Below are 23,650 nucleotides of genomic sequence, written 5' to 3' on the forward strand. Positions count from 1 at the left end.
TGCCGTCGTTGCGACAGGAGGTCGCGTCGTCAGCCGGGACGGCGGCTGAAAGGATTCAAACAAGTTCTGTGAAAAACAAACCGGTATTTTCGATAAAGCTCCCTTTTACCAAAGGGGAGCTGCCGGCGGCGGAGGGGATTTACGCCGGGGCCCCGCCGAGAGGCGGTCGCTGCTGCGGATTCCGTTTGCGTGGTCTGCGCGGGCGGCGGCGCTTCTTCGGTTTCGGGGTTTCAGTCGGATCGGCACATTCAGCCGGCGGTTTCAGCGGCGGCCTTCGGTCACTCCCTCCATGTGCGGACGCCGCCGGTCTGGTGCCGATGGGTTCGCCCGCCGGGTGCGCGAAGCGCCGCCAGTATGCGAGCTGTTCGCCGTGTTTTCCCGTCGCCTCCGCCAGGATTTCGAAAAAGAGCATGGCGTGCGGAAAGTAGGCGTTGCCCGCGAATTTATTCTCGAACTTCTTCCAGTTTTTTCCGCCGCCCGGGCGCATGAGGATCATCTGGCGGGCGGCCGTATTGCAGATATTGTCCCACTCCGGCCTGGGGAGTCTGAGCTTCCCGGCCATCTCGCCGAACCGCTCCTTGAGAAGTATAAAGGCCTCCTGGAAGGACTGCCTGCCGCCATCGGTGCCCGTCGCTTCCACGAACAGGTCGTACAGGAGCGCGGTGATGAGCACGCTCACCGGCAGGTCCTCCCCCTTCGCGTGGCGGCGGTCGACAACCGCAAGACGCCTGAAAAGCCCGTCGTGGTAGCGCTCGGACGCGAATTCCGGCAGCCACTCCCGTAAAAGGTTGAAACGAATGAGGTTCCGCATGGTCCCCTCGGAGGAGCCGCAACGGAGTATCTTGAAGAGCTCTTCGCGGAGGCGCTGATCGTTCGCCTGTTTTATAAGGGGTGCGCAGGATTTCGCCGCCTTGAGGTCGGCCCTCGATGGCTGGAAGTCGAGCTGGGCGCAGAAGCGGGCCGCGCGGATGATGCGCACCGGGTCTTCGGCGAAGCGCGTTACCGGATCGCCTATCGAGCGAAGGAGTTTCTTTTCGAGATCGCGCAACCCTCCGGTATAATCGACAACCGACGAGTCGGCGCTGTTAAAATACAGTGAATTTACCGTAAAATCGCGCCGCTGAGCGTCACCTTCGATCGCGCCGAAGACATTGTTGGCGGCGTATCGCCCGCCCTGCACCTCCTCCGGGTCGACGGCCGCGCGAAACGTCGCCACCTCCACGAAGCGGTCGCGGCTGATGTACACGTGAGCGAGGCGGAATCGCCTTCCTATGAGGAAACAGCGACGGAAGAGTTGCTTCACCTGCCGGGGACGCGCGTCGGTGGCGATATCGAAGTCCTTGGGCTTTTTGCCAAGCAAGAGGTCGCGCACGCAGCCTCCTACAAGGTATGCCTTGAAACCGCCGCGCCTTATCCGCGCCAGGATTTCGAGCACCTCGGGATCGATCGAACCTCTCGACATTACGTGACGGTCGGTTGGAAGTATGATGGGGTACTTTTTACGAAAAATTGACAGAACGGAGATCATAGGGCGTGCCGGCTATATTTATAGTATAAGGGCGACATTGTGATGGGGCCGTTTGAATTTGTCAATCCCAGCACGGATTATTATCAATATTTTCGTGGCGCCGCCCGCCCCGCCGCCGGTCACGCTCACTTTCCTTTCATCATGTCCGCCATCTTTTCGACGAACTTCCGGAACTCCTTTCGCTCGTTCGCGTACGCCTCCTCCAGCGTGGCCCCGTTCCGATACTCGATTAGCCCCTTTATGGTCATCATCATCTCACGGTTCACCGCGCATATCTGGGAGGCGATCTCCATGGCGCGCGGAAGGAGCCGTTCGGCCGGAACGACCTCGTTCACCAGGCCATAGCGGAGCGCCTGCTCGGCGTTGAAATACTGGCAGGTGAGCGACATCTGTTTTGCCATGCGCTGGCCGACGGCCTGCTGCAATAACTGCGTCATTCCCCACCCCGGGTGTATGCCGACCTTGGCGTGGGTATCGCCGAATATGGCGTTCTCGGATGCTATGAGGAAATCGCAGTTGAGCGCGATCTCGAAACCGCCCGTTATCGCGTGCCCGTTGATCGCGCCAATCACCGGTTTGCGGCAGGCGCCGATAATGTCGGGGTATTCCTTGCCGTCGCCCCGCGGGTCGAACAGCTCCTCCTTGCCGAGCACCGAAAGGTCGATCCCTGTGCAGAATGATTTTCCGTTCCCGGTGATTATGGCGACCGTGATGGCGTCGTTACGCGAAACCTCGTCGATCGCGTCGTAGAGCATGGCAAGCAGTTCCCGGTTGAAACAGTTGCGCCGCTGCGGGCGGTTGAGCGTGATGACGGCTATGCCGTTTTCGACCTCGAACAGTAATGGCTTTTCCATGTTATCCCCCTTGTTATACACGGGCACCATGTGCCCCAATTTCAGACTTATATCTCACGCCCCGCCCCGGCCCCTTCGTGAACCGCCTCGATGAGGCGCCGCGGCCGCACGGCATCGCCTACGGTTACACAGGCGAGTCCCGACTTTTTTACCGCCTCTTCGAGCACTTGCTCCGAACGCGCTCCCAGCGCCGTCACCACCATGGCGGCGGGCTCCGACTGTTCCTTTCCTTCCAGTTCGTAGCGCACACAGTCGGCACCGATGGACGTGACCCTGGCGCCCAGCACCAGTCTGCCTCCTTTTTTAAGCCTGCGGTGCAGCCAGTAACCGTGAGCGGTGAAGGGCGGCACCGGCGGTGCCGCGCTCATTTCAAGAACGGTCACCGTGACCCCCCGCTCCATCAGAAAATCGGCGGTCTCCATGCCCACATAGCCCGCGCCGAGCACAACGGCCGGGCTTATAATTTCGGACTTTCCGGTAAGGACATCGCGTGCTTCGCGCACGATTACGCCGTCGATTCCCGGAATGTCCGACACCGAGGGAAGCGCGCCCGTTGCGAGGATTACCGCCTCCGGCGTCCCGGCAGCTATCATCTCCCCCGTAACCTCGGTTCCATACCGTATCGCCACGCCCGCCTTCCCGGCCATCCGATTCGCCCAGCGCGTCCATTTGGCCAGGCCCTCCTTGTGCGGTGGTTTGCTCGCCGGGATAAGCTGCCCGCCCGGCTCCGCCTCCCGTTCGAACACCGTTACACGGTGACCGCGCGCGGCGGCCTCCAGCGCGGCCGAGAGCCCGGCGGGACCCGCACCGATCACCCAGACTTCCTTCGCAGCGGGAGCCTTTTCACCGGTGCGCCGGTACTCGTACCCGCAGTCCGGGTTGACGGTGCACGTCGCGGTGCGCATCTCGAAGTTAAGCCGGTCGATGCATCCCTGGTTGCACGAGAGGCACCAGCGGATATCGTCATACGCGCCGGACTGCGCCTTGACGAGCACGTCCGGATCGGCCAGAAGCTGGCGGCCGAAGCTTATAAGATCGGCATCGCCGCGTTCGATCGCGGCGTCGGCCGTGCGCGGGTCGGTGATCCTGCCCACGCCGATGACCGGCACCGTAACGGCTTCCTTTATTTCCCGCGCGCGGAAAAGGTTGAACCCCTCCTCCATGTCCGAGGACGCGATGGTGAGCCCGCCCGGCGTGGAATAAACACCGAGCGATACATGCAGCGCGTCGGCACCCGCCTCCACAAGCCGCGGCGCGAGCCATTTCATATACCTTAAATCGTATCCGCCCCGTATGAGCTCGTCCGAGGAAACGCGCATGATGACCGGAAATCCCGGCCCGACGAGCGCACGTATGGCGCGCAGCACCTCGATCGCGAAGCGCGCGCGGTTTTCGTCCGAGCCGCCGTATTCGTCGGTGCGCTTGTTCGAAAACGGAGAGAGAAACTGGCAGACAAGGTAGCCGTGCGCACCGTGGACCTCGACCGCGTCGAAACCCGCGTCGCGCGCCCGCCGTGCCGCTTCGGCATATGCGCGGGCCACCTCGTGGATGCGCGCGACCGACATGGCTTCACAGGGCTGATTGAGGATGGCGCTGGGAACATCCGACGGCGCCTCAGGCATCGCGCCCGTAAAGTCCTTCATGGTCTCCCTGCCGGCGTGATGCAGCTGGAGCGCTGTCGCGGCCCCCGCCGCGTGCACGGCCCCGGCCAGCGCCGCAAGGCCCGGAATGTGGTCATCGCTCCAGGCGCCGATCTCGGCGGGAAAGCCCTTGCCGCGCGGATCGACCGCGCAGATCTCGGTGATGACGAGTCCGACTCCTCCCCGCGCTCGCCGTTCCAGGTAGCGGATGAGACGCTCGCTCACCGAGCCGTCTTTGTTGCCGTAGCCGGTGGCCATGGGCGGCATCACCGCGCGGTTTTTCAGTCGGAGAGAGTTGATCGTAACGGGTGAGAAAATGCGTTCGAGCTTCCCGCTCATGTTTTCCTCCATATCAAATAGCGTAACAACGTCGATACGTCGCCCTGATCATTCAGCGTCCGCATAGCGTCCCGCCGGGCAGTGGGCGGAATAACTCACCCCGACCCCAGCAGAGTCAGGACCGACCGCTTGATATCGCGACGGTACGATTCCGCGTCTTCGTCACTTACGTAAAAGTGCTTGAAATGCCGGTACCCCTCGAGCAGCGACATCACGATCTCCGCCGTTCTTCGCGGATCGCGCCGCCCGATGATTCCGGCCTCGCCGAGCGCCAGGAACTCCCCGGCGAGGAACTTTTTGTAGCGCGCGTACAGACGCCTGACGCGCTCGTCGATTTCACTGTTTCTGAAGCTGATCGATATCACGGAAAAATCGGCCGCGATCCCGGTCATGCGGTACCACTCGTCCCCCACCAGTATGTCCACCAGCCGCTCGAGCCGCCTAACCGGATCGGTCGTGTACGATTCCATGCCCTCTATCAAGATGCCGTATTCGCGGACGATGCGGTCCACGGCCGCTATGACCAGCTTCTCCTTGGTGGAAAAATAGTGCATGATAAGGCTGGGGTGAATACCCATCCTCTTCGCGATTTTAGCGATGGAGACGCCCTCGATTCCTTCTTCTATCAGGATGTCGTAGAAGCTTTTAAGTATTTCGGGCTTTCGGAGTTCCGCATTCTGGCGTGCTTTCATGTCGAAGACTGCCCAGTTTGTTAACTGTATATTCAGTTAGCAAGCAGGGCCTTAACTGTCAACAATAAAAATACACAAAGAATTGACCATGGGTAAAACGCATACGCTGTACACTCGTCGAAATTAGTTCACTTCTGCATCGCCGGCGCACGGAGCGATGAGGCGGACCGAGCGAATCGACGACGAAGACCGCTCCCGGACCGCGCCGGTCCCCCGCCTTACGATCATTTTATCGGAAGGCCGCCGAGGAGACGGGCAACGGCGACGCTTCGCGGAAGGGTGGATGGGCCGGCTGTCCTCATATGGATATGTCTGAAATCCGCAGCCGCGCTCACCGGCGCACGGCCTGCAGGGCGCGCTCGATGAGCATCTCGAAGAGGTTCTTGTGTGAGAAAGAAAACGAGGTGAACATGGTGTAGGCCTTGGTCATGACGTTCGAGAGGTCGACCTCGGTCACGAAATGGGAATACCCTCCGTGGTGCCGTTTCAATAATCCCAGCTCCCCGGCCACCTGGAAGATGTTCGCGCGGGTGAACACGTTGGTGAAGGCGCCGTTCGGAAGGCTGAAGCTGTATCCCATCTCGCCGTTGGGCCGGGGGTGCAGGACGAGTCTCATGGGCACGAGGTGGCCGCGCGCCTCTATGACCCCGCGGTCCAGTTCGGGGTTCATCTCGGTTATCGAGCAGTTGTTGCGGGCGTCCTGCTCGAGCCGGTACACCTCGATACGCTTGAGGCGCTCGGCCAGCGAAGATGAGGGGTTCCGCGCCGAAACGGACTTCGCCGTATTTTCGCAGAAGATGCAGAGCCGCGCGAGGCACTCGCTGAACGAATCGATGCCCTTGCGGAAAAAGTGAATCGCCCCGCGTTCGTCGGAAACGAAGAAATGGCAGTACTTGGTCGTCTTCTGGAAATATATCCTTATGACGCCTTCCCCGTGGTTTTCCTCGATCTTCCGAAGGTAATTGAGTTCGGGTATCATGGGATCGAAGCCGTACCGGGCGAGCGCGCCGGTGTTCATCCCCAGGCCGAAGAGCATCTTCGCCTCGGAATCGAAAGAGGTCGCCACGACGGTCTCGGCGGTCGGGGTCTTCCTGTTCGAGAAGACGAACCAGGTGTTCCCCAGCATGGTCACGTATCGCTTCCTGGCCGGGGTGCGGTCCTCGACGAACAGCAAATGCATGCTTTTGAGAAGCAAGTTGATGCGGTCGAAATCGCGGCTGGATGTGTACGGTTGTGACGATGAAAGCCTGAGCGCCCGCTCGTAATCGCGCCGGGTGACGAGCGCGCCGTTGAGCACCGCCGTCGCGATCTTCGCTATGTCGAGCTCGCTTTTATAGGTTTCGAACCTGGTCTCGCCCCAGCTGTTGTGGTAGAGAAAGATGATATCCTCGATCTTCTTGGCGTATTTTGAATACGGATTGATGATGATATAGTTGATGATGGGAAACGGGTCCCGGACGAAATAACCGTTCTGGATCTGCAGGCGCTTGAACGCGAAATGCACCGTAAGCTCGGTCACGAGATCGCGGATGTAGTTGGGATCGACGGCGTGGATGCCGGACTGTATTTCCAGGCGGGTGTAGTCCTTCTGGAATATCCTGTTCGTCGCGATCCATACGATAATGCCGATGAAGGTCTCGTCCTTGTGGAAGATCACCTTGGCCGGGTAGTTTTTCACGATGATCCGCTTGGAGAGCAGCCAGAACTCCCTGCCGTCGCGGTCGCGCACGAATTCCACTGTCAGCAGCTTTTCCTGGGGGTAGCCCTTGAAGCTGAGGGAATTGTCGATCTTGTTGGCCGAGATCGAGAAATGGGAATGTATCTTCCGGGTTATGCCTTTTAAATCATCGCCCGAGAGTTTGTGGGCGATCTTGTCCGTTTCGATGACGTTGAGGATGTCGCGATACCCGCGCAGAACATATTTCTTGGTGTCGTTCATCAGCCTGTTGACGGAATCGATGTCCTGGGTTTCGAACTCGTCCATCTGGCGGATCATGGATTCCGACCAGTTCCATTTCTTAGTGTAGGCCTGCATGATCCTGGTCTTTTCCGAGAGCTCGACCTTCTCGCCGTTGTCGAGAAAACGCGACAGGCGCGGGTCCACCTTCAGGTAAAAACAGACATTGAGCAGATCGGTGGCATTGGCGTCGTTTACGATGGAATTGTAATAATTGAAGACGTGGTTGAACATGATGACGTACGAGTCAATGTTCTGTATTCCCAGTTTTCCTTCGTGTACGTTCTTTTTAATGATGTTGCTGATGAACGGGTTCGCGCCCGTGCTGTGTATGTAGCGCTCCAGAAGCCCGAGCTTGATGATGGACTTGAAGGGATTCCCCAGGGATTTCAGCAGCTGAAAGAGCGCCGAGACGAGAAAGTCCTCACGTTTTATGTTGTAAAGGTTTCCCAGGTCCACGAACTCGCCCGCGTAGCGGGTATCCTGCGCGATCCCAAGCCACTCCTCGTACACCGTGTCGTTCGAGCCGGCGGGCACCATCCACCAGAACGGCGTTTTACCGCTCACGACGATTGAGCTTCGAAAAAACTCTTCTTTCAGCAGCTCCCCGAGCGAGGCGCCGGAGAAGTTTTCCTCGCTGTCGTCGTCAAAGATGTTTTTTTTAACCTTTTTAATATCGTTGAGGAAAAAATGGACCTCGATGTTGAACTTTTCCTCTATCCAATTCTCGATGGCGCGGCACTTGCCCCTGAACAGCCTGAGCGATTCCGGGCCCACACGGCGCTCGTCGGCGCATACCCAGAAGTCGAAATCGGAGTGCGCGTTGTAGGCGATGGTGCCGCCGCTTCCCATGAGAGCGAACATCTCGACGAAGGGGACCTCCGGTTTCTGCGGGCTCAGCGGGACCGACGGGAAATGCGCCTGGATGAAGGCCGCGCCCCTCTCCCCGAGATGGAATCCATGAAGACCCAGTGGCATTTTATCGGACTGAACGTAACCCGGCAGTCCATGCAGGTTGTATCCGAGCAGGAAGGGAATCACCTCGAAGAGGTCGATGGTTTTCTGGTCGGTGATCGAGGAATAGAGGTTCGCTATCTTGATATTGTTATAGCGGATGAACTTGTCCCTGTTCGCCTGTATCGTATCCGTGATTTCCTTTCGCTTGTCGTTGTCCATGGCGTTCACCGAATCATCGCGCTGCGGGCAGAACCCGCCCCACGGCATCAATTGAGGGCCACCGACCCGGAATGTCAAGTATTTGCAACTACCAAAACGGCAAATTAAGGAATATGTACCGGCAGGCGGCAGCAGCGTGGAACATGCCCCCGGCGGCGATAATACTCTGAATGACAGGCTACCGCTTCCGCCGGGGGTTCCGGAGATCTGGAATACGAGCGCGGGCGGAAATAAGCGTCAGATCGACAGCTTCAGTCCCAGGTTTACCGAATGCGTACGAAAAAACTCACGGTCATTGTTGTCATACTTACTGTTCAGAAATAAATACTCGGTGAACAGCCAGAGCGGTCCGTACAGCGCATAGGCGAGCCCCCCACCCGCCATGCTGGTGGAGAAAAAGCGCCCCTTGGTCCGACGCGCGCCGGCGTCCGGTTTCAGGATATAATGGTCGTAACAGGAGAAACCGGCCCGTCCATAGACCGCGAGGTCCGTCGTGGGTATGGCCACCCGGAGGGCGATCGAAAGCCCCGTTGTTCTACGAATCACGTCGGCATCGCTGCCGTCCTTGCTCGTATCAAGCACCGAGGAGTTGTGAAAGAGCCCCGCCCCTATCTGGAGCGGGTGGATTCCGCCGGTAAGATGCGCATACCCCCCGTACTGCGGGCCCGTACTTTTGTCCGTATCGCGTTCCGGGTAATACACGTAATGCCGCCCCCACGAGCAGCCTCCGTACCCGGCGAGCTCGATTATCGCATACGCGCCCGTCCGCCCGGCCAGTACAATGAGCAGCGCCAGCACAAACCGGAAATATTTCATACTCAAACCCCTAATAAACGATAATCTTCGCCCCGTGGCCGGGGCGGTCAGCTTTTCCCGCCGTGGATGGAACGCAATTCACCTATCACCGCCTCCAGTACCTCCTTCCTCTCGATATATTGAGCCGCCTTCAGAAGCTGCAGGCTGTCCTTCGGCTTGAACTCGGCCATGGCGATCGTCATGTATTGAATCCGGTTTATCTTGCTGTTAAGCCAGCCGGTCAGGCGCGAAGGATCGTTGTCGGGTACCACCTCAACGCATTCCACGTCCGCGCATTCCGCGAGCAGCCTCAACGCTTCCACGATGAAGTTGTAACGATGATCGTCGGGCATGTAATCGCCGTGAGCGTTGCGAACGATCCGCCTGAGCCCGGACGGCGCGCCCTCCACCGGTCTCCACGACTCGCCGTTTTCCGTTGTACGCAACTCAAAAAATTCCAGGTATTCCCGCGCGGCCTGCTGCAATGTCTTCATGAAGGCTTCCCCATCATACCGGATATTTCGTAATCTGGACATTCAAACCTTTTATCATCCGGGCGATTATACCACGACCGTGGGACCGGCGCAAGAACAATCAGGGCGTACGCGGCCTACGCCCGCCGGACGACATCGCCCGCAAGCACTCTCTCGACGCAGGCGCCCTGGCGCACCACCGCCCTGCCGTTTACAAGAACGTGCTCTATCCCCTCCGGATATACTTCCGGGTTGTAAAAATCCGCCCCGCTTCGTAGTCGGTCCGGGTCGAATACCACGATGTCCGCGTGGAAACCCTTCGCGAGCGCTCCCCGTTTTTCGAGACCCATAACCTCCGCGGGCAGCGAGGTGATCTTTCGTATCGCCTCCTCCATGCCGAGCATCCGCCGCTCACCGGTGAAGGCGTGAATGAAGCGCGGGAAACAGTCATAGAACACGTGAGAGGGCCGCCCCACGGGGCGCAGGATCGCGTCGGTCGCGGGCATTGAGAGCGGGTGCGTAAACCCCGCCCACATCGAGCGGAAGACGAAGGGATCGTCGGGCACGGTGGGTGTGTGAAACACCAGCACCTGCCCGTTCTCCTCGATAAGAAGATCGCAGATTACATCGAAGGCCTCGCTCCCCGTCTCGCCGGCAATTTCGGGGAATGTCTTTCCCTCCATCCAGCGGTTGCCCTCGGTCGGGACCGCCATTACGCGAAGGCCGTCCCAGCCCGTCATCTTGAGGTAATTGAACGACCAGGTGGCGCCGTCGCGATGCGGCCAGTCGGGCTCGACTTGGTCGATATCGTGGATCACCCGGTTTCGAAAGGCCCGGTCGGCAAGACGTTCGAGCGCCTGGGACCGGCTCCCCTGTGAGACATACGGGGGAAGAAACGCGAGGAGTTCGGTAAAGCCCTGCGAGGTCGGCACCATGTCGAAATGGACATTGATGCCCTCGCGGCAGCGTTTCTCGATCGTCCGTATCTTGGGCACCAGCCCCCGCTCCACCGGTATCGGCAGCTTCAGCCTGTTGTAGGCGAAGGAGCCCAGGCGCACGGCCTGCCTGGTTAAGGAGGCAAGGCCGCGCGAATAGGGCTGCCAGTAGAGATGCGATATCTGTATCCGAACGCCGTTTCGCCGTCCCACCTCGAAAACCTCTTCCATGGCGAGGTCGAGCGTATGGGAATAGCTGCGCAGGTGCGAGGTGAAGATGCCGCCGTATTTTTTCAGCACGGAGCCCATGCGCACCAGCTCGTCGGTGTCGCTCATCGATCCGGGGAAATACTGCAGGCCCGTGGACAGCCCCAGGCAGCCCATCTCGAGGGACTCCTCGAGCAGGCGCTCCATGTCCATCATTTCGTCGGGGAAAAGCAGGCGGGTCTCCAGGCCCGACGAAGCGATGCGAAGCGTGCCGTGCCCGGCGAGCATGCCCATGTTGAGCAGCATCCCCCTCGCCCGTACCGTATCGAAATATTCCGCCGGCGTGCGCCAGGTGATGATGTCGTCCATCGGCCGGCCCGAAAGGTTTTCCAGGTGCGAGGCGACCAGGGCCCTGTTTTTTTCCGGAACATATGCAGCGGAAAAGCCGCAGTTGCCGCCGACAAAGGTGGTGACCCCCTGCATCACCAGGGGCTTTAAGATGCGGTCGTGGTCGGGAAGCGGCATGACGAAATCGGCGTGGGAATGGATGTCAATGAATCCCGGCGCCACGATTTTGCCCGCGGCGTCGATAGTCTCGCGGGCCGGTCCTTCCCCGGCATCTCCCACGGCGGTAATTCGGCCTTCACTTATCGCGATATCGCCCCGAAAGCCGGTCTTCCCCGTTCCATCGATGATCGTTCCGTCTTTGATCAGTATATCGTGCATGGCGTCCTCCGCAGGCAGGCGTTTCCGGGTATTCCCGTCCCATTCCTTAACATTAAGAACGACCGCCTGTCAACCGTTTCTATGTTCCAGGACCGTATCCCGCGCGCTCACCGTAAGTCTCATCAGTTTTTTCCCGCCTAAGCAAACGTCCCCTGCCGTAATTATACTCTTGACGTCGACGCCCGACCGACTATAGTATCGCCAGCGAAATGGAGAAAGGCGCCGCCCGCGCGCTCAATACCGCCACCGGACACCAGCGCATGACGAGAAAGAAAAAGGCCCTGTACACTGCCGTTATCGCCGCCGGCGCGCTCGCGCTGCTCTCCGCGTGCGCGACGCTGTACACGCTGTATATTAAAACCCCCGATCTTTCGCGCGGCGTCATCCCCCTCGCGGGGGCGCGGGGCGACATCATCATCCGGCGCGACGCGCTGGGCGTTCCGTTCGTTGAGGCGGCCGACGAGGGCGACCTCTTCTTCGGCGCGGGATTCGCCGCGGCCGCCGACCGCATGTGGCAGATGGAGGTGATGCGGATGGCCGGCCGGGGACGGCTTTCCGAGTTCACCGGGGCCGACTCGCTCCCCCTGGACCGCTTCCTCCGCGCGCTCGACATCCAGGCCTCGATCGGCTCCGCCCTCGCCTCGATCGACCCGCACTCGCTCCATATCCTCGAGAGCTACGCGCGCGGCGTGACCGCCTTCATCGAAACACAGAAACTCCCGGCCGAGTTTTCTCTTACCGGCCACCGCCCCGCTCCATGGACCCCGGAAGATTCGCTTTACGTCTTCGCAATGCTGAACCTTGGTATTTCATACAACTTCTGCGAAGAGCTCAACTTCCTCCTGCTGGCGCGGCGCGTCGGGTATGACCGGGCCGCATGGCTCGTGCCCGTCTACCACGACGAAACGCTTCCCTTTGCCGAGGCGGAAAAACTCGCCCAATTGCCGCACGAAAAGCTCATCGCGGCCGCAACCGCCGGTCCGGTGACGGCGGGAATGCTCGCGCGCGTGCTCCCCAAAAACGCCGCCGCGTCGAACAACTGGGCCATGTCGGGACGGCGTACACGGAGCGGCCGCAGCATCGTCGCCAACGACACGCATCTGGTGCTCTCCATACCCAATTCGTGGATGATGATGCACCTGCGCTGTCCCGGCTACGACGCCGCGGGCGTCGCGGTGCCGGGCGTACCGCTGGTCACCCTCGGCTTCAACGGCCGCGTCGCCTGGGGGGCCACCATGGTGATGGCGGACAGCCAGGACGTCTTTCTCGAAAAAATGCGCACCATGGACGGGAAGCGGGAATACCTGTACCGCGGCCGCTGGCACCCGGTAACTGAAAGAAAGGAACTTATCCGCATTAAAGGTGAAAAACCGGTCGAGGTCGTACTCGGCCGTACGCGTCATGGCGTGCTCATTGACGAGGCGCTGGCGAACATCCCCTTCGAGGTTGCCGCTCCCATGCAGCCGATCCGGCTCCCCGGGGGCTATGCCCTTGCGCTTCGCTGGCCGATCGAGGACAGCGCCGAAACCTTCCGCGGATTTTACCTGCTCGGCCGCGCGCGCTCGGCGGGCGAGGCCCGCGAAGCACTGCGGAAGATTAAAAGCGTCTACCTTAACATCGTCTACGGCGACGCGGACACGATAGCCTGGCAGGTGACGGGAAAATACCCGGTGCGGAAAAAGGGAACGGGGATGCTTCCCTCGCCGGGATGGAACGGCGAGTACGACTGGACCGGCTGGGTGCCGTTCGAAATGCATCCGCACGCGGTCAATCCGCGCGAGGGATATGTCGCCACCGCAAACCAGCGCATTGTGCCGCGCGGCCACCCCTTGCACCTGTCCGCCTCGTGGTACAGCCCGGCCCGGGCCGGGCGCATTCGCGAGTTTCTGGATGGCGTCCGCGGAGCGACGCGCGAACATTCGCTCGCCATGCAGATGGACACGCTCTCGCCGACCTCACGCTCGCTGCAGGAGATGCTCGGGCCCGGCGGCACGCTGAGGGCCGGGCTGGAGGCGGTAATCGGGTCGTGGAGCGACGGGCGAATGGCAGAGCGCGCGCGCGAGGCCATGGCCATGCTCGACCCGTCCGCATTCGACGCGGTGCTTTCGACCGGCTCGGCACCCGCCGCGGTCTACGGGGCCTTTTTGCACTGCTTCACGCGCAACACCTTCCTTGACGAACTGGGGCCGGACGACGGGCCCGCGTGGGAAGCCTTTCTCGACGCGAACAGAAGCTCGTACTCCGCGATGGACGACCACCTGCTGCACCGCGCGGACTCGCCGTTCTTCGACGATATCGCGACCCCGGAAAAAGAGGTTAAGACCGATATCGTCGCCAAATCGCTTGCCGACGCCATATTACTCTGCGAACAGCGCCTGGGGGGCAACCGCGCACGCTGGCAGTGGGGCCGGCTCCATACCTACACATGGCGCCACGACATCGCCGGGAAAGTACCGTTTCTCCGATCGCTCCTCGACCGCGGACCGTTTCCGGCACCGGGCGACGCCTCGACCATGAACGTCGCCGGCTATTCTACGGGCAGGGACTTCGAAGCACTGTGGATACCGGCCATGCGGATGGTGGTTGATTTCGGGCTCGACGAGCCCGCCGTCCTTGTGGCGGTGCCGGGACAGTCCGGGGACCCATCGAGCCCCCATTACGACGACATGATCGGAGCGTTTCTGTCGGGGGAAAACCATCCACTGCCCTTCAGGAAAGAAAACGTGGAGCGCCATTACCCGCGCGTGCTGACCATCCGGCCTGCACGTTAGACGGCTACGTGCCGCCTTCGGCCAGGTTTTTCAGGATGAGTCCGTAGAACCCCGAGTGGCGTGATTCGTAGCGCCAGCCCATCTGCGCCCCGCAGCCCCTGCAGTGCGCGTAGCGCCACGCAAAGCCCCGGAACCAGGTATGCGCCTCGGTGGGCGCGCCGGCGGAGATACAGCCCCCCGCGCGCGAAAAGCAGCAGATGCGAAAAACCACACCGCCAGGATTGGCGAAGTCGTGGACGCTCGCGCCGTCGACCCCGATGATGTCGCCGGGTGCCGCGATGGTCTCTCCGCAGAACACGCAGACGAAGCGACGGCCGGGCGAATCCTTTTCGTTCAATTCGCCGGAGGGAAGAATGCCCGGCGGAAGGCAGTCCGGTCCGGGCTGTTTGGCGAGAAGGGGCGCACACCCGTCCACGTAAGGACGACAACCGGCTGCCTCACCGACAGGGTCCATCCCGGTCATACCGGCCGCCACCCGTCGGTGAGCATCGATGATTCTTTTAATGCGCTCATCATGCCGACCTTAAAAAAGCGCGGGTCCGGAAACACAAGTGTCCCCGGACCCGACATCGTATACTATGCTGATTGTCCCTGCGTCAGTTCGCCTTCGCACCCATCAGGTCGCTCGAAAACGAGTATCCCACGAGCACGTAGGGAACCGCCCCCACCCTGTCGGGATGCTTGAAATACCAGCCGAGGATCATGATAAGTGTCGGCTTGTTGAAGCTGCTGTAGTCCCGGGTATGGAAGGACCACGCAAAGAGCGGACCCACGCGCATGTGCTGCAGATCGTTCCCCGGGAACACCGCGGTATAGCGCACGCCGAGCGTCAGCTGTCCGCTCATGTACAGGAGATCACTGTCGTTCGACCAGAGCATCTTTTTATCCGGAACGAGCGTGTCGAGCGACGGGTCGTAGAAGTATTTGTCCTCGATCCCCGATTTGTCCTCGAGTTTGAGGTCCCAGTACTCGAACGCGAACTTGGAACGCACGGCTATTTTGCCAACCTTCATCTGCAGCGTCGGCTCGGCAAAGAAGTGATGCCCTCCCGCGGAGTAGGCGTTGTCCTCGTTATCCTTGCGCGCGTCATCGGAGAAGTTCGCCTCGGAGGTTGAAGAGGACTGCAGGTGTCCGCTTGTGCCGAAGTACTTTACGTACTCGTACCCCAGTCGCAGGTTGAAAATGGCGATTGGCTGAAAATCGATGAGCGGCCCCACCTTTCCGATCGCCGGATTGATTTTAGTTGATAGTCCCATCGCAAAAAAGGTGTCGCGAAAGAGCGGCGACGTGCTGTCGGCCAGCCTTCGGGCGTACATGAGACGGTTCTGCAAATCGAGTCCGACCGGATTGTAACGCACGACGGAAAGCGACGCCAGATACAGCCTGCTCTGCGGCGGAGTCTGTACCGCCGCTTCGCCGGCTTCCTCCTGCGCCATTGCGGGAACGATAAACAGGCATGCGATCGCGAGCATGCATAAAAAAATGCCGGATTTCTTAAAGCGCATGATACCTCCCTCTTGTAATGTTAGATGGTACCTTCAATAAAATGGCCCCCGGCAGCCAACGCCCCCTTCCCCCGCCAGGAGTGGAAGCGGGACATCATGCCCGCACAGCGCCAAATTACCTTCAGGATAATACAGGGAACTTTTCCTATTTTTTTATACTACAGGATGGATTCGGGTTCAATCATTTTTTGTGGTTTATTTATAAAATATGAAACGGTCACGCCGCGTCATCGTTCCTCCCTCCCTGCGCACAGCGCGATGGCCTGCTCCCAGACCGCCAGGCTGAACCCATCGTCGAGCGCGATGGGCGCGAGCGGCGTTTGTTTGAAGCGGTCGAAATACGCGCCGGTAAGCGATTCATATGAAGTGTCCGTAACGAGCCGAACCGGCGCGGCGGCGCCGTCGGCGGGACTGAGATAGAGCTTTCTGAGCAGGCGCAGGAGCATCCCCCCGACTCCCTTCATTTCGACGAGCCCTGTGTTGACCACGCCCGGGTGGATGGCGTTGACGGTGACGGGCCTCCCCTTCCAGAGTTGGGCGAAGCGCATGGTGGCGATGAGGTTGAGAAGCTTGGTGGTGGCATAGGTCTTCATGAGGCTGAAGTTATCCCCCGTGGCGGCGGCCGCGTAATCCTTCATTCCGGCGATGTAGAGGCCCGCCGATATCTGCACCACGCGCGCCCTGTTGGCGAGGAAAAGGTCTTCCAGCCGGCGGTTCAGGACGAAGGGGGCGAGATGATTGGTGACGAAGGACTGTTCGAAGCCGTCGGAGTTGATGATTTTTTCCGTGGGCCACAGCGCCGCGTTGTGGACGAATGCGTGGAACCCGGACGCCCCGGCGCGGATCCTGTCCGCGGTCTCGATTGACGAGGCGATGGTGGAGAGGTCCCCCTCAAAAAATTCGATTCCCGTTATACCGCGCGCCCGGGCCGACGCGATGAACTCCTCCGCGCTCGCGCGGCTGCGGCAGACTATTTTGACCGTGTACCCGCCCGCGGCGAGCGTTTCGGCCATGGCCGCTCCGATTCCCCTGTTGCCGCCGGTTATAATGACCGTTTTCTTCATTGCCGACCTCCATGAACCGTTGTGTCGTTCCCCTGTCTGCCTGATGGCCGGACGCTTCAGGCGGCCTTCCGCCCCCGCCACGGCTTGAATACCGATATCCACACCATCATCACGAGGAAAGCCACCTGCACCACACCCCAGAAGGCCACCATGGCCTGGTTGTGCAGAAATACCTGGTTCTCCGGCGCGGCCGCGCGTTCGGCGAATGCAATCGCCGTGTTGCCGTTGAGCCATGGCCCCAGGCAGAAGGTTCCGAAGAGTATCTGCGCCACTGTAAGGAGCCACTTCACCGCAAGCCAGTGGTGTTTGAAGAATCCCCAGCCCGTGAACGCACCGTACACCAGGCCCATCAATAAATTGCCCATGGCGCCGGGTATTATAACGAAGTCGTCGACGATCTTCATGGACGCCCACGTGGCGTAGAGCTCGTCCCCGCCGGACGGGGAGGAGAGGAAATAGACGAGCACGATGCTGAGTCCGCCGCCGACCCACATGGTAACGAGGAAGAGGTGTACGGTTTTGAGCCAGCGCACCGGCATGGGACCGAGCTTTTTCATCGCGTGGAGACCTCCGTTTGCATGATGATCGCGAAGTGTGCGCCGGTCTGATAACGGAGCACGCACAAAACGGACGGCCGTTCGGGCCGCCCGTCGCGCTTCCGGTTTTGGCGCCGGCTCACTTTCCGGGAAACTTCGGCTTGCGCTTCTCGGCGAAGGCGGTGAACGCCTCGATGAGGTCGTCGGAAGGGATGATGTTCGCGCTTATGGTGGCGACATATTTCAGCGCGTCGTCCACGGTCTTGCCAATGCCGTAATTGAGCACCACCTTCGACGCCTGCACCGCCAGCGGCGAATTGCCGGCGATCTCGAGCGCCATCGCCTCGGCTTCCTTCATGAGAGTTGCCTGGTCGGCGTACACCTCGTTTACCAGCAATATTTCCTTGGCGCGCTTCGCCGTGATGTTGCCGGCGCGGTAGGCGAGCTCGCGGGCGTTTCCCTGGCCCACTATGTGCGGTATGCGCTGGAGCACGCCCACGTCGGCCACGAAGCCCACCGCCGCCTCGCGCAGTGAAAAGACCGCGTCCTCGGTGCAGAGCCTGATGTCGCAGGCCGTGATCATGTCGAGCCCCGCCCCTATGCAGACGCCGTGCACCGCGGCGATGACGGGCTTGCGGCAGCGCTCGATGCAGCTCATGGTCTCCTGGAGCTGGTAGATCTTCGGGAGGAACTTCCATTTGGTGCCGCCCTTCTGATTCTGGTCGGCGATCTCGGAAACGAAGGCGCTCATCTCGACGAGGTCGATGCCGGCGGAAAAACCGGGCCCTTTTGCGGCGAGGATGATCGCGCGGATCTCCGGGTCGTTGTCCAGGTCGGCGAACACGGCCGGGCTTTCGAGCCACGCCGGCGGGTTCATCGCGTTTTTCTTCTCGGGCCTGTTGAGATACACCCAGGCAAGCGGGGGCTTCTTTTCGACGAGGTAGAACTTGTAGTCGCTCATGGCGCTCTCCTGCGGGAATTATTAGACCTGTTGCGGAACTTTCAAAAATGTCATCGCGAGGAGGCCGCAGGCCGACGCGGCGGTCTCAAAAGGCAACACGTTTTAACAGGAAAACCGGATACTATATGAGACCGCCACGCCCCGATAAGGCCGGGGCTCGCTTTTGACACCTGGTAAAGCAACAACTCTATTAATGACCGGCAAAGCTTACAGGCCGGCGTCCGGAAGTCAAGGGATTATCGGTAAAGCGGGGGATTAAGTTGAATATACAACAAAAACCGGCCGGCGCCGGGGTGGTCCGCAGGGCGCCGGAAGGCCTATATACGCGCTTTATATGGATCGTCCACGGGGAAGGTGATAATCACGCCCGCGCCGTTGTCGCGCCGTATCTCCATGGAGCCGCCGATCTGGTCCACGAGCGAAATGATGATCTGAAAGCCCAGCGTGGAGGCGGCACTCCCGGTAAAATCGTCCTGGAATCCCACGCCGTCGTCCGCCGCCGCGAGCGAGTAATGATTGTTGTGGCGTTTGAACTCCACGCTGATCTCACCGCGTTCCCTTCCGTGGAACGCGTGTTTGAACGAGTTGCTGAGTACCTCGTTCAGCAGAAGGCCGCAGGGGATGGCCCGGTCGATGCTCAGGAATATCGACTCGGCGTTTACCCGCCAGTTGATGAAGCGCGAACCAATTTGGTAGATACCATGCAGATAGCGCGCCAGGTTCTCGATGTATTTACCGAAGTCGATCATGGAGAAGTTGTCCGAACGGTAGAGCTGTTCGTGGATGAGCGCCATGCTGCGGATGCGCCGCTCGCTGTTCCTGAAGAGCTCGAGCAAGGCGGGGTCTTTAATCTCGCGCGACTGGAGGTTCAGAAAGCTCGTTATCACCTGCAGGTTGTTCTTCACACGGTGATGGATCTCACGCAGCAGCGTCTCCTTCTCGCGGAGCGATGTCCTCAGGCGCTCCTCGTTCAGCCTTTTCTCGGTAATATCACTCATAAGCCCGGTGATGCCGACCGGCTTTCCATCCTCAACCAGGAGACGGCTCGAGGTGCGGACGTGCCGAACCGAGCCGTCCTTATCGAAGATGCGGTATTCATACTGCTCGATCTCGCCGGCAAGCGCGCGCTTATACATTTCGCGCAGACCCGGCAGGTCGTCGGGATGGACGTAATTGATGAATTCTTTTCCAATGATATCGTCTACCGTAAACTGGCTCAACCGGTATGCCGCCGGGCTGATATAGGTGAGCCGTCCCTCCATGTCGAGCGTGTAAATGACCTCGTTGATGTTCTCCACCAGCGACCGGTAGCGCTCGCCCGACTCCCTAAGCTTCCGCTCGCTGTTCGCGCGCTCCCGCTCCTTTGTCGCGATGGCGGCTGCCATCTCGTCGAACGCGGTGGCGAGTTGCCCGATCTCTCCACCGTCATGCGTCATTCCGGTCCTGGCCGAAAGGTCGCCCAGGCCGAGCCTCCGCGAAGCCGCGACCAGCCGCTCCAGCGGCCGGACGATGGTCGAGGTTCCCAGCGCATAGGCCAGAAGCAGCGCGAGCGCCGCCGCGACGCCGAGGAGCGCGAGGTTACGCAGCACCAGAAAATTCGCCCCGGCCAGGGCGATGCGCTCCGGTATGCCGACACGGAGATATATCGGTTCCCTTTTGCCGGGATGATACAGGCGCTTGTAACCGTAAAGTCGCCGTACCCCGTCCGCGCCCCTATCGATAAAGGAGCCCTCGACACGGGCTCCCGACATGTTTCGTATCATATGGTCGAGGTCGACCAGTCCTTCATATTTTTCGGGGTGCGGGTAGCGGTAGATCCTCGTGCCGGTATGATCCGCGAGCACAAGCGACGAGCCTTCGGGCAGGTTCGCCTTAATAAAAAGCCGTTCGTAATACGATACGTCGATCGTCGCCACGAGCACTGAACGGACCGTTCCGCCCGACACCACCGGATAGGCGCAGTGCAACACCATGCGCTTCGCAATGCGGCTTTTCATGTAATTGCCGACCGCGAATTCGCCCGTTTTTACGGCGTCACGGAAGTACCCGTGCTCAGCGATGCTGAAGGACTCGGACGAAACGGCCGAAGCATGGACCGTGCCGTCGGCGGAGGCGATTTTCAGGTTGGCATACATGGGGTTGATTCGCAGAATCTCCCGGAGAAACTGAGAGCTGCCACCCCAACGGCACCCGGCGGTGTAAACATGCGAGAGTTTTATGAGGAGCCGGCGCGTGTTCTCCACGGCCCCCTCCTGGTGCGAGGCGATGCCGCGCACCAGGCGCAGGGCGTTCTCCCCGGCGCCGGCCCTGGCGAGGTTTATGCTCTCGATCCCGGTGTACAGTATTATAGCCAGGGCTGGCAGTACGCATGCCGCCACCAGCACCGCGAGCTGTACGCGTATCGATTGTCTGGAAAGCCAGTTCATGGTTCTTTTCATAACCTCCTGGTCCCGGTTCCAGGACTGAAAGGGGGTTCGCAATGCCCGAGCGGCAAGCCCGATACAATATAAAGCGTTAAGGCGGGATCCGGACTACATATATCAATTGTATCGTATATGAAAGAAGAATGCAAATTAATTCCGGCAGAACTGGAAGGGGAGCATGCCACCAAGAGCACATTCTCTAACACGACACCAACCGAAAGAACTCATCCCCCCGGCCCCCTTCTCTTCGGGGAAGAGAAGGGGGAGTTCAGGCAGGCGGACTGATGCCGCGATCCCCCCTCTCTTTCGTTCAAAGAGAGGGGGACAGGGGGTGAGTTCGAAGTCCATCCGCAATTAAAAAAGGCTTTCAGCCGCGATATAGACGCCGCCATGGGATGGGCCGGCCGACGCATCCCAGGCATAGGAGACCGAGGCCATGGTGCCGCGGTGCTCGATCGCGGCCTTGAGGCCAAGACCGGTCGCGCTTCGTCGGCGCTCTTCCTCGTCGAGGAAGCGGCCGCCGCTTACTAATGGCCCGGCGAAAAGGAACGAAGGGACGATCTCGAACTCAGCGTCGAGCCCGGCCACGAGCTTCCAGCGCGCGGCCGAAAAGTCGCCCGCGAAGCCCGGGAGATCGCCGTCGAAGACATAGCGCATATGGAAACGCTCCCGCGAATCCGTATAATACGACGAGGCGCGGGGAATAAGCCTGAATATCGAAAAGAGCCGTATGGGGGCGCAAAAACGCGACTCGGCGATGAAGTAGCCGCCGGGCTCGAGATCGCCCGCGCCCAACGAGAAGACCGCGGAAAACGAGGTGGCGTCGCGTTTTTCAAGCAGATAGAACCGGTCCGTAACGAGCAGGTCCGCGACGCCGCGAAGGTCCCGGATGGTGCGCGACGAGCCCTCCCGCGTGTAATCGCGGACGTCGGAGTACTGTCCCCTGCCGTACAGGTTGAGCCACGCGAGGAAGGAGAGCGGGAGGTCGGCGGCGAAGCCCATCCCCAGGATCGAAGCGCCGGCCTTAACCGCATAGTCGCGTTCGGGCGCCTCCCACCGTTCCACCGTCATGCCGCCGTCCGCGCCGATGAAGAAGGACGAGTGACCCTCCCCGAGGGTGTGCGTATAACGCGCCTCGCCCCCGGCCTTGCGCAGGCGGTCGCGGAAACCGGCCGTCGTCTTCAGGTCGAGCGACGAGGGCGCAAACGGCAGCCTCCAGCCGATGCGGGGCATGATGCCGTAGATGGGGTCCACGCCGATGCCTCCGTAAAAGCTTCCCGGGCTGCGGCGGCGCACATTCACCGACAGGAACACGTCGCCGGTGCCCTCGTAATTGAGCGGGCGCACGACGACCGAATCGAGATTGAAGCGCGCGCGCGCGAGGTCCATCCTCTCTTTAAGGGCATTCCGGTTGTACAGCTCGCCCTCCGCGGGCACGAGGAGGCTCCGGATCTCGCCGGCCTCGCGCTCGCTCACGCCGCTCACCGAGGCGCCCGCTATCCGCGACTCGATCACACGCACCTCGATGGCGCCGTCGGGCCGCACCGAGACCTTCTCGACGTAGCTCGTGGTGTATCCCCGGCGGTGATACTCGTCGGTGATCCTCGCGGCAAGCGCCTGGAGCTCCGCGCGGCCTGTCGACACGGGCCGCCCGCCCTCCATACTCTTCACATCGAGGCCGAGCGTGGAGCCCACCAGGACGATATCCGCGGCGAAGACGTGTGATGAAAGGCCGAGCGTGATGATGACAAGCGCGGTCGTAAGGATCGTATTATTCATAAAGCCGTTTCCTCGTCACGCCGCGCGGGTGGTCGGCCCGGAACACGGCGTCGGGGACGGGTCCGTTAAGCGTAACGCGACCGTAATCGGTGACGTTGGAGGTGATCCCCTTCGCCGTCCGGGCCGTCACGCTCACCCGCGAAGGAAAGTATATCCCACCTATCGCGCGATACCCCTCGTAGGTCTCCTTAAGCAGCTCGTATCCGCGCCGGTCGCGCACCGTCTTCGAAATGACCGCCTTCGTCGACGGATCGACGCGCACCTCGATGTCGACGCCGCTCTGGCGGTCTTTGAGGTGATACACGCGCGCGCGTTTGAAAAAGCCGTACAGCCGCCAGGCGCCGCCCGAGAGCTCGAAACGCGTTTCAAGCTCGCTGTCGATGCCGTCGAGCGGGTTGAAGCCCGGACGCGCCGGGCCACGGCCCGCGGCCTTTGCGTAATAGAGCAGGCGGTCGTCGGGATAATACCATTCGAAGCCGGCCCCGTCGCTGCGGACGATCTGGCGCGAGGGGACCGTGTAATCGATGCGAAAGCGCCCGCGCCCGTCGGCGCGGTAGCGCCCGCGGAATATCTCCCGCCCCCTGCCCGGCTCGGTTATATACTGCGTGATTTCGGCGTCGATCGTAAGGATCTTCGCGTGGGCGCGCGCGACCTCGCGGAAGAGTACGGCGGTTTCATCGGCCGCGACAGCGAGCGGCGCGGCGAAGAGCGCAGCCAGCGAGAGCGCGAGGACGGCGTGGGGTGTCGTGTTCGGTCGCATGGTACGGGTGTGGTTGTAACGCTGCCGGCCGGGGTTCGCAACCGTTTTTTTCCGGCGGCGGGGGCATAATGGCGCCCCTGCCGCCGGGGCATTGTGCGCGTTGCGGATGTCAACTTCCAATGGTATCATCGTGCCGGGTGCTCCGGCTGGAGCTTAACGTGCTAAGAGTGGGCGTACGCGCGCATCGATCATCGAGCCGGGGGTGCCCTTTATGGCCGCCGCGGCGGGGTGGGAGCTAATTTCGGAGCGAGGTGGGTTTAACCAACTCATCCTCCCGGCCCCCCTCTCTTCAGGGCTGAAAAGGGCAAGTTCCCCATGGCTGCTGAAATGAGGTCTGGTTAAAAGCGCGGCCGGTTCTTCCGCGTACCGTTTTGGCCAGCGTTCGTCGTATTCCACACGGGACCGGCGTGAATGGGAAATGGGCCCGGCGCCATGGGAGAAACAGGCCATTTGCGCGTTGTGTTTGTTGTCGGAATGGTGTATCATGGGACCGGTTCTCCGATACCGCCATCCCCGGACCACAGTCCGG

Annotated in this window: 17 protein-coding genes; 1 reads left to right on the forward strand and 16 read right to left on the reverse strand. The window is 60.7% G+C overall.

The window, feature by feature from the left end:
- Positions 1-139: 139 nt before the first annotated feature.
- The 8 genes from VLM75_16285 to VLM75_16320 all read right to left on the reverse strand — a co-directional run bounded on the left by VLM75_16285 (position 140) and on the right by VLM75_16320 (position 11,322).
- Positions 140-1,462, reverse strand: a complete 1,323-nt coding sequence (locus tag VLM75_16285) for a CCA tRNA nucleotidyltransferase (protein ID HSV98479.1) — start codon at positions 1,460-1,462, stop codon at positions 140-142.
- 191 nt (positions 1,463-1,653) lie between these two features.
- Positions 1,654-2,382, reverse strand: coding sequence for an enoyl-CoA hydratase (locus tag VLM75_16290; protein HSV98480.1), 729 nt, complete (start codon positions 2,380-2,382; stop codon positions 1,654-1,656).
- A gap of 47 nt (positions 2,383-2,429) precedes the next feature.
- A complete protein-coding gene (locus VLM75_16295) occupies positions 2,430-4,361 on the reverse strand; it encodes an FAD-dependent oxidoreductase (protein HSV98481.1) in 1,932 nt (643 codons plus the stop codon).
- 95 nt (positions 4,362-4,456) lie between these two features.
- Complete coding sequence (locus VLM75_16300; protein ID HSV98482.1) at positions 4,457-5,053, reverse strand: TetR/AcrR family transcriptional regulator; 597 nt, start codon at positions 5,051-5,053, stop codon at positions 4,457-4,459.
- Between the two features lie 331 nt (positions 5,054-5,384).
- Positions 5,385-8,234 (reverse strand): class I adenylate cyclase, encoded by a 2,850-nt coding sequence (locus VLM75_16305; GenBank protein ID HSV98483.1) that lies wholly within the window; start codon positions 8,232-8,234, stop codon positions 5,385-5,387.
- Positions 8,235-8,423: 189 nt separating this feature from the next.
- Positions 8,424-9,002 (reverse strand): outer membrane beta-barrel protein, encoded by a 579-nt coding sequence (locus VLM75_16310; protein HSV98484.1) that lies wholly within the window; start codon positions 9,000-9,002, stop codon positions 8,424-8,426.
- 47 nt (positions 9,003-9,049) lie between these two features.
- Positions 9,050-9,475 (reverse strand): hypothetical protein, encoded by a 426-nt coding sequence (locus tag VLM75_16315; protein ID HSV98485.1) that lies wholly within the window; start codon positions 9,473-9,475, stop codon positions 9,050-9,052.
- Between the two features lie 116 nt (positions 9,476-9,591).
- Entirely contained in the window at positions 9,592-11,322 is a 1,731-nt protein-coding gene (locus VLM75_16320) for an amidohydrolase family protein (GenBank protein HSV98486.1), read from the reverse strand.
- 209 nt (positions 11,323-11,531) lie between these two features.
- Here VLM75_16320 and VLM75_16325 point away from each other — a divergent pair, with 209 nt between their 5' ends.
- A complete protein-coding gene (locus tag VLM75_16325; GenBank protein HSV98487.1) occupies positions 11,532-14,093 on the forward strand; it encodes a penicillin acylase family protein in 2,562 nt (853 codons plus the stop codon).
- Positions 14,094-14,097: 4 nt separating this feature from the next.
- Here the strand turns inward: VLM75_16325 and VLM75_16330 are convergent, their stop codons facing one another.
- The 8 genes from VLM75_16330 to VLM75_16365 form a co-directional block, all read right to left on the reverse strand.
- Positions 14,098-14,556, reverse strand: a complete 459-nt coding sequence (locus VLM75_16330) for a cereblon family protein (GenBank protein ID HSV98488.1) — start codon at positions 14,554-14,556, stop codon at positions 14,098-14,100.
- Between the two features lie 133 nt (positions 14,557-14,689).
- Positions 14,690-15,598 carry a hypothetical protein gene (locus tag VLM75_16335; GenBank protein HSV98489.1) on the reverse strand — a complete coding sequence of 303 codons (909 nt, stop codon included), beginning with the start codon at positions 15,596-15,598 and terminating at the stop codon, positions 14,690-14,692.
- A gap of 227 nt (positions 15,599-15,825) precedes the next feature.
- Positions 15,826-16,662, reverse strand: a complete 837-nt coding sequence (locus VLM75_16340) for an SDR family NAD(P)-dependent oxidoreductase (protein ID HSV98490.1) — start codon at positions 16,660-16,662, stop codon at positions 15,826-15,828.
- Positions 16,663-16,718: 56 nt separating this feature from the next.
- On the reverse strand, positions 16,719-17,219 hold the full coding sequence (locus VLM75_16345; protein HSV98491.1) for a hypothetical protein: 501 nt from the start codon (positions 17,217-17,219) through the stop codon (positions 16,719-16,721).
- A 118-nt stretch (positions 17,220-17,337) separates the two neighbouring features.
- A complete protein-coding gene (locus tag VLM75_16350) occupies positions 17,338-18,159 on the reverse strand; it encodes a crotonase/enoyl-CoA hydratase family protein (GenBank protein HSV98492.1) in 822 nt (273 codons plus the stop codon).
- Between the two features lie 317 nt (positions 18,160-18,476).
- Positions 18,477-20,597, reverse strand: coding sequence for a histidine kinase dimerization/phosphoacceptor domain -containing protein (locus VLM75_16355; GenBank protein ID HSV98493.1), 2,121 nt, complete (start codon positions 20,595-20,597; stop codon positions 18,477-18,479).
- 339 nt (positions 20,598-20,936) lie between these two features.
- Positions 20,937-22,361 (reverse strand): hypothetical protein, encoded by a 1,425-nt coding sequence (locus VLM75_16360; protein ID HSV98494.1) that lies wholly within the window; start codon positions 22,359-22,361, stop codon positions 20,937-20,939.
- Positions 22,354-23,250: a DUF4292 domain-containing protein gene (locus VLM75_16365; protein ID HSV98495.1), complete on the reverse strand. Its 897-nt coding sequence runs from the start codon at positions 23,248-23,250 to the stop codon at positions 22,354-22,356. Before VLM75_16365 ends, VLM75_16360 begins: the two co-directional genes overlap by 8 nt.
- Between the last annotated feature and the right edge of the window lie 400 nt (positions 23,251-23,650).

The organism is Spirochaetota bacterium (assembly GCA_035477215.1).
Classification (GTDB): Bacteria; Spirochaetota; UBA4802; order UBA4802; family UBA5368; genus MVZN01.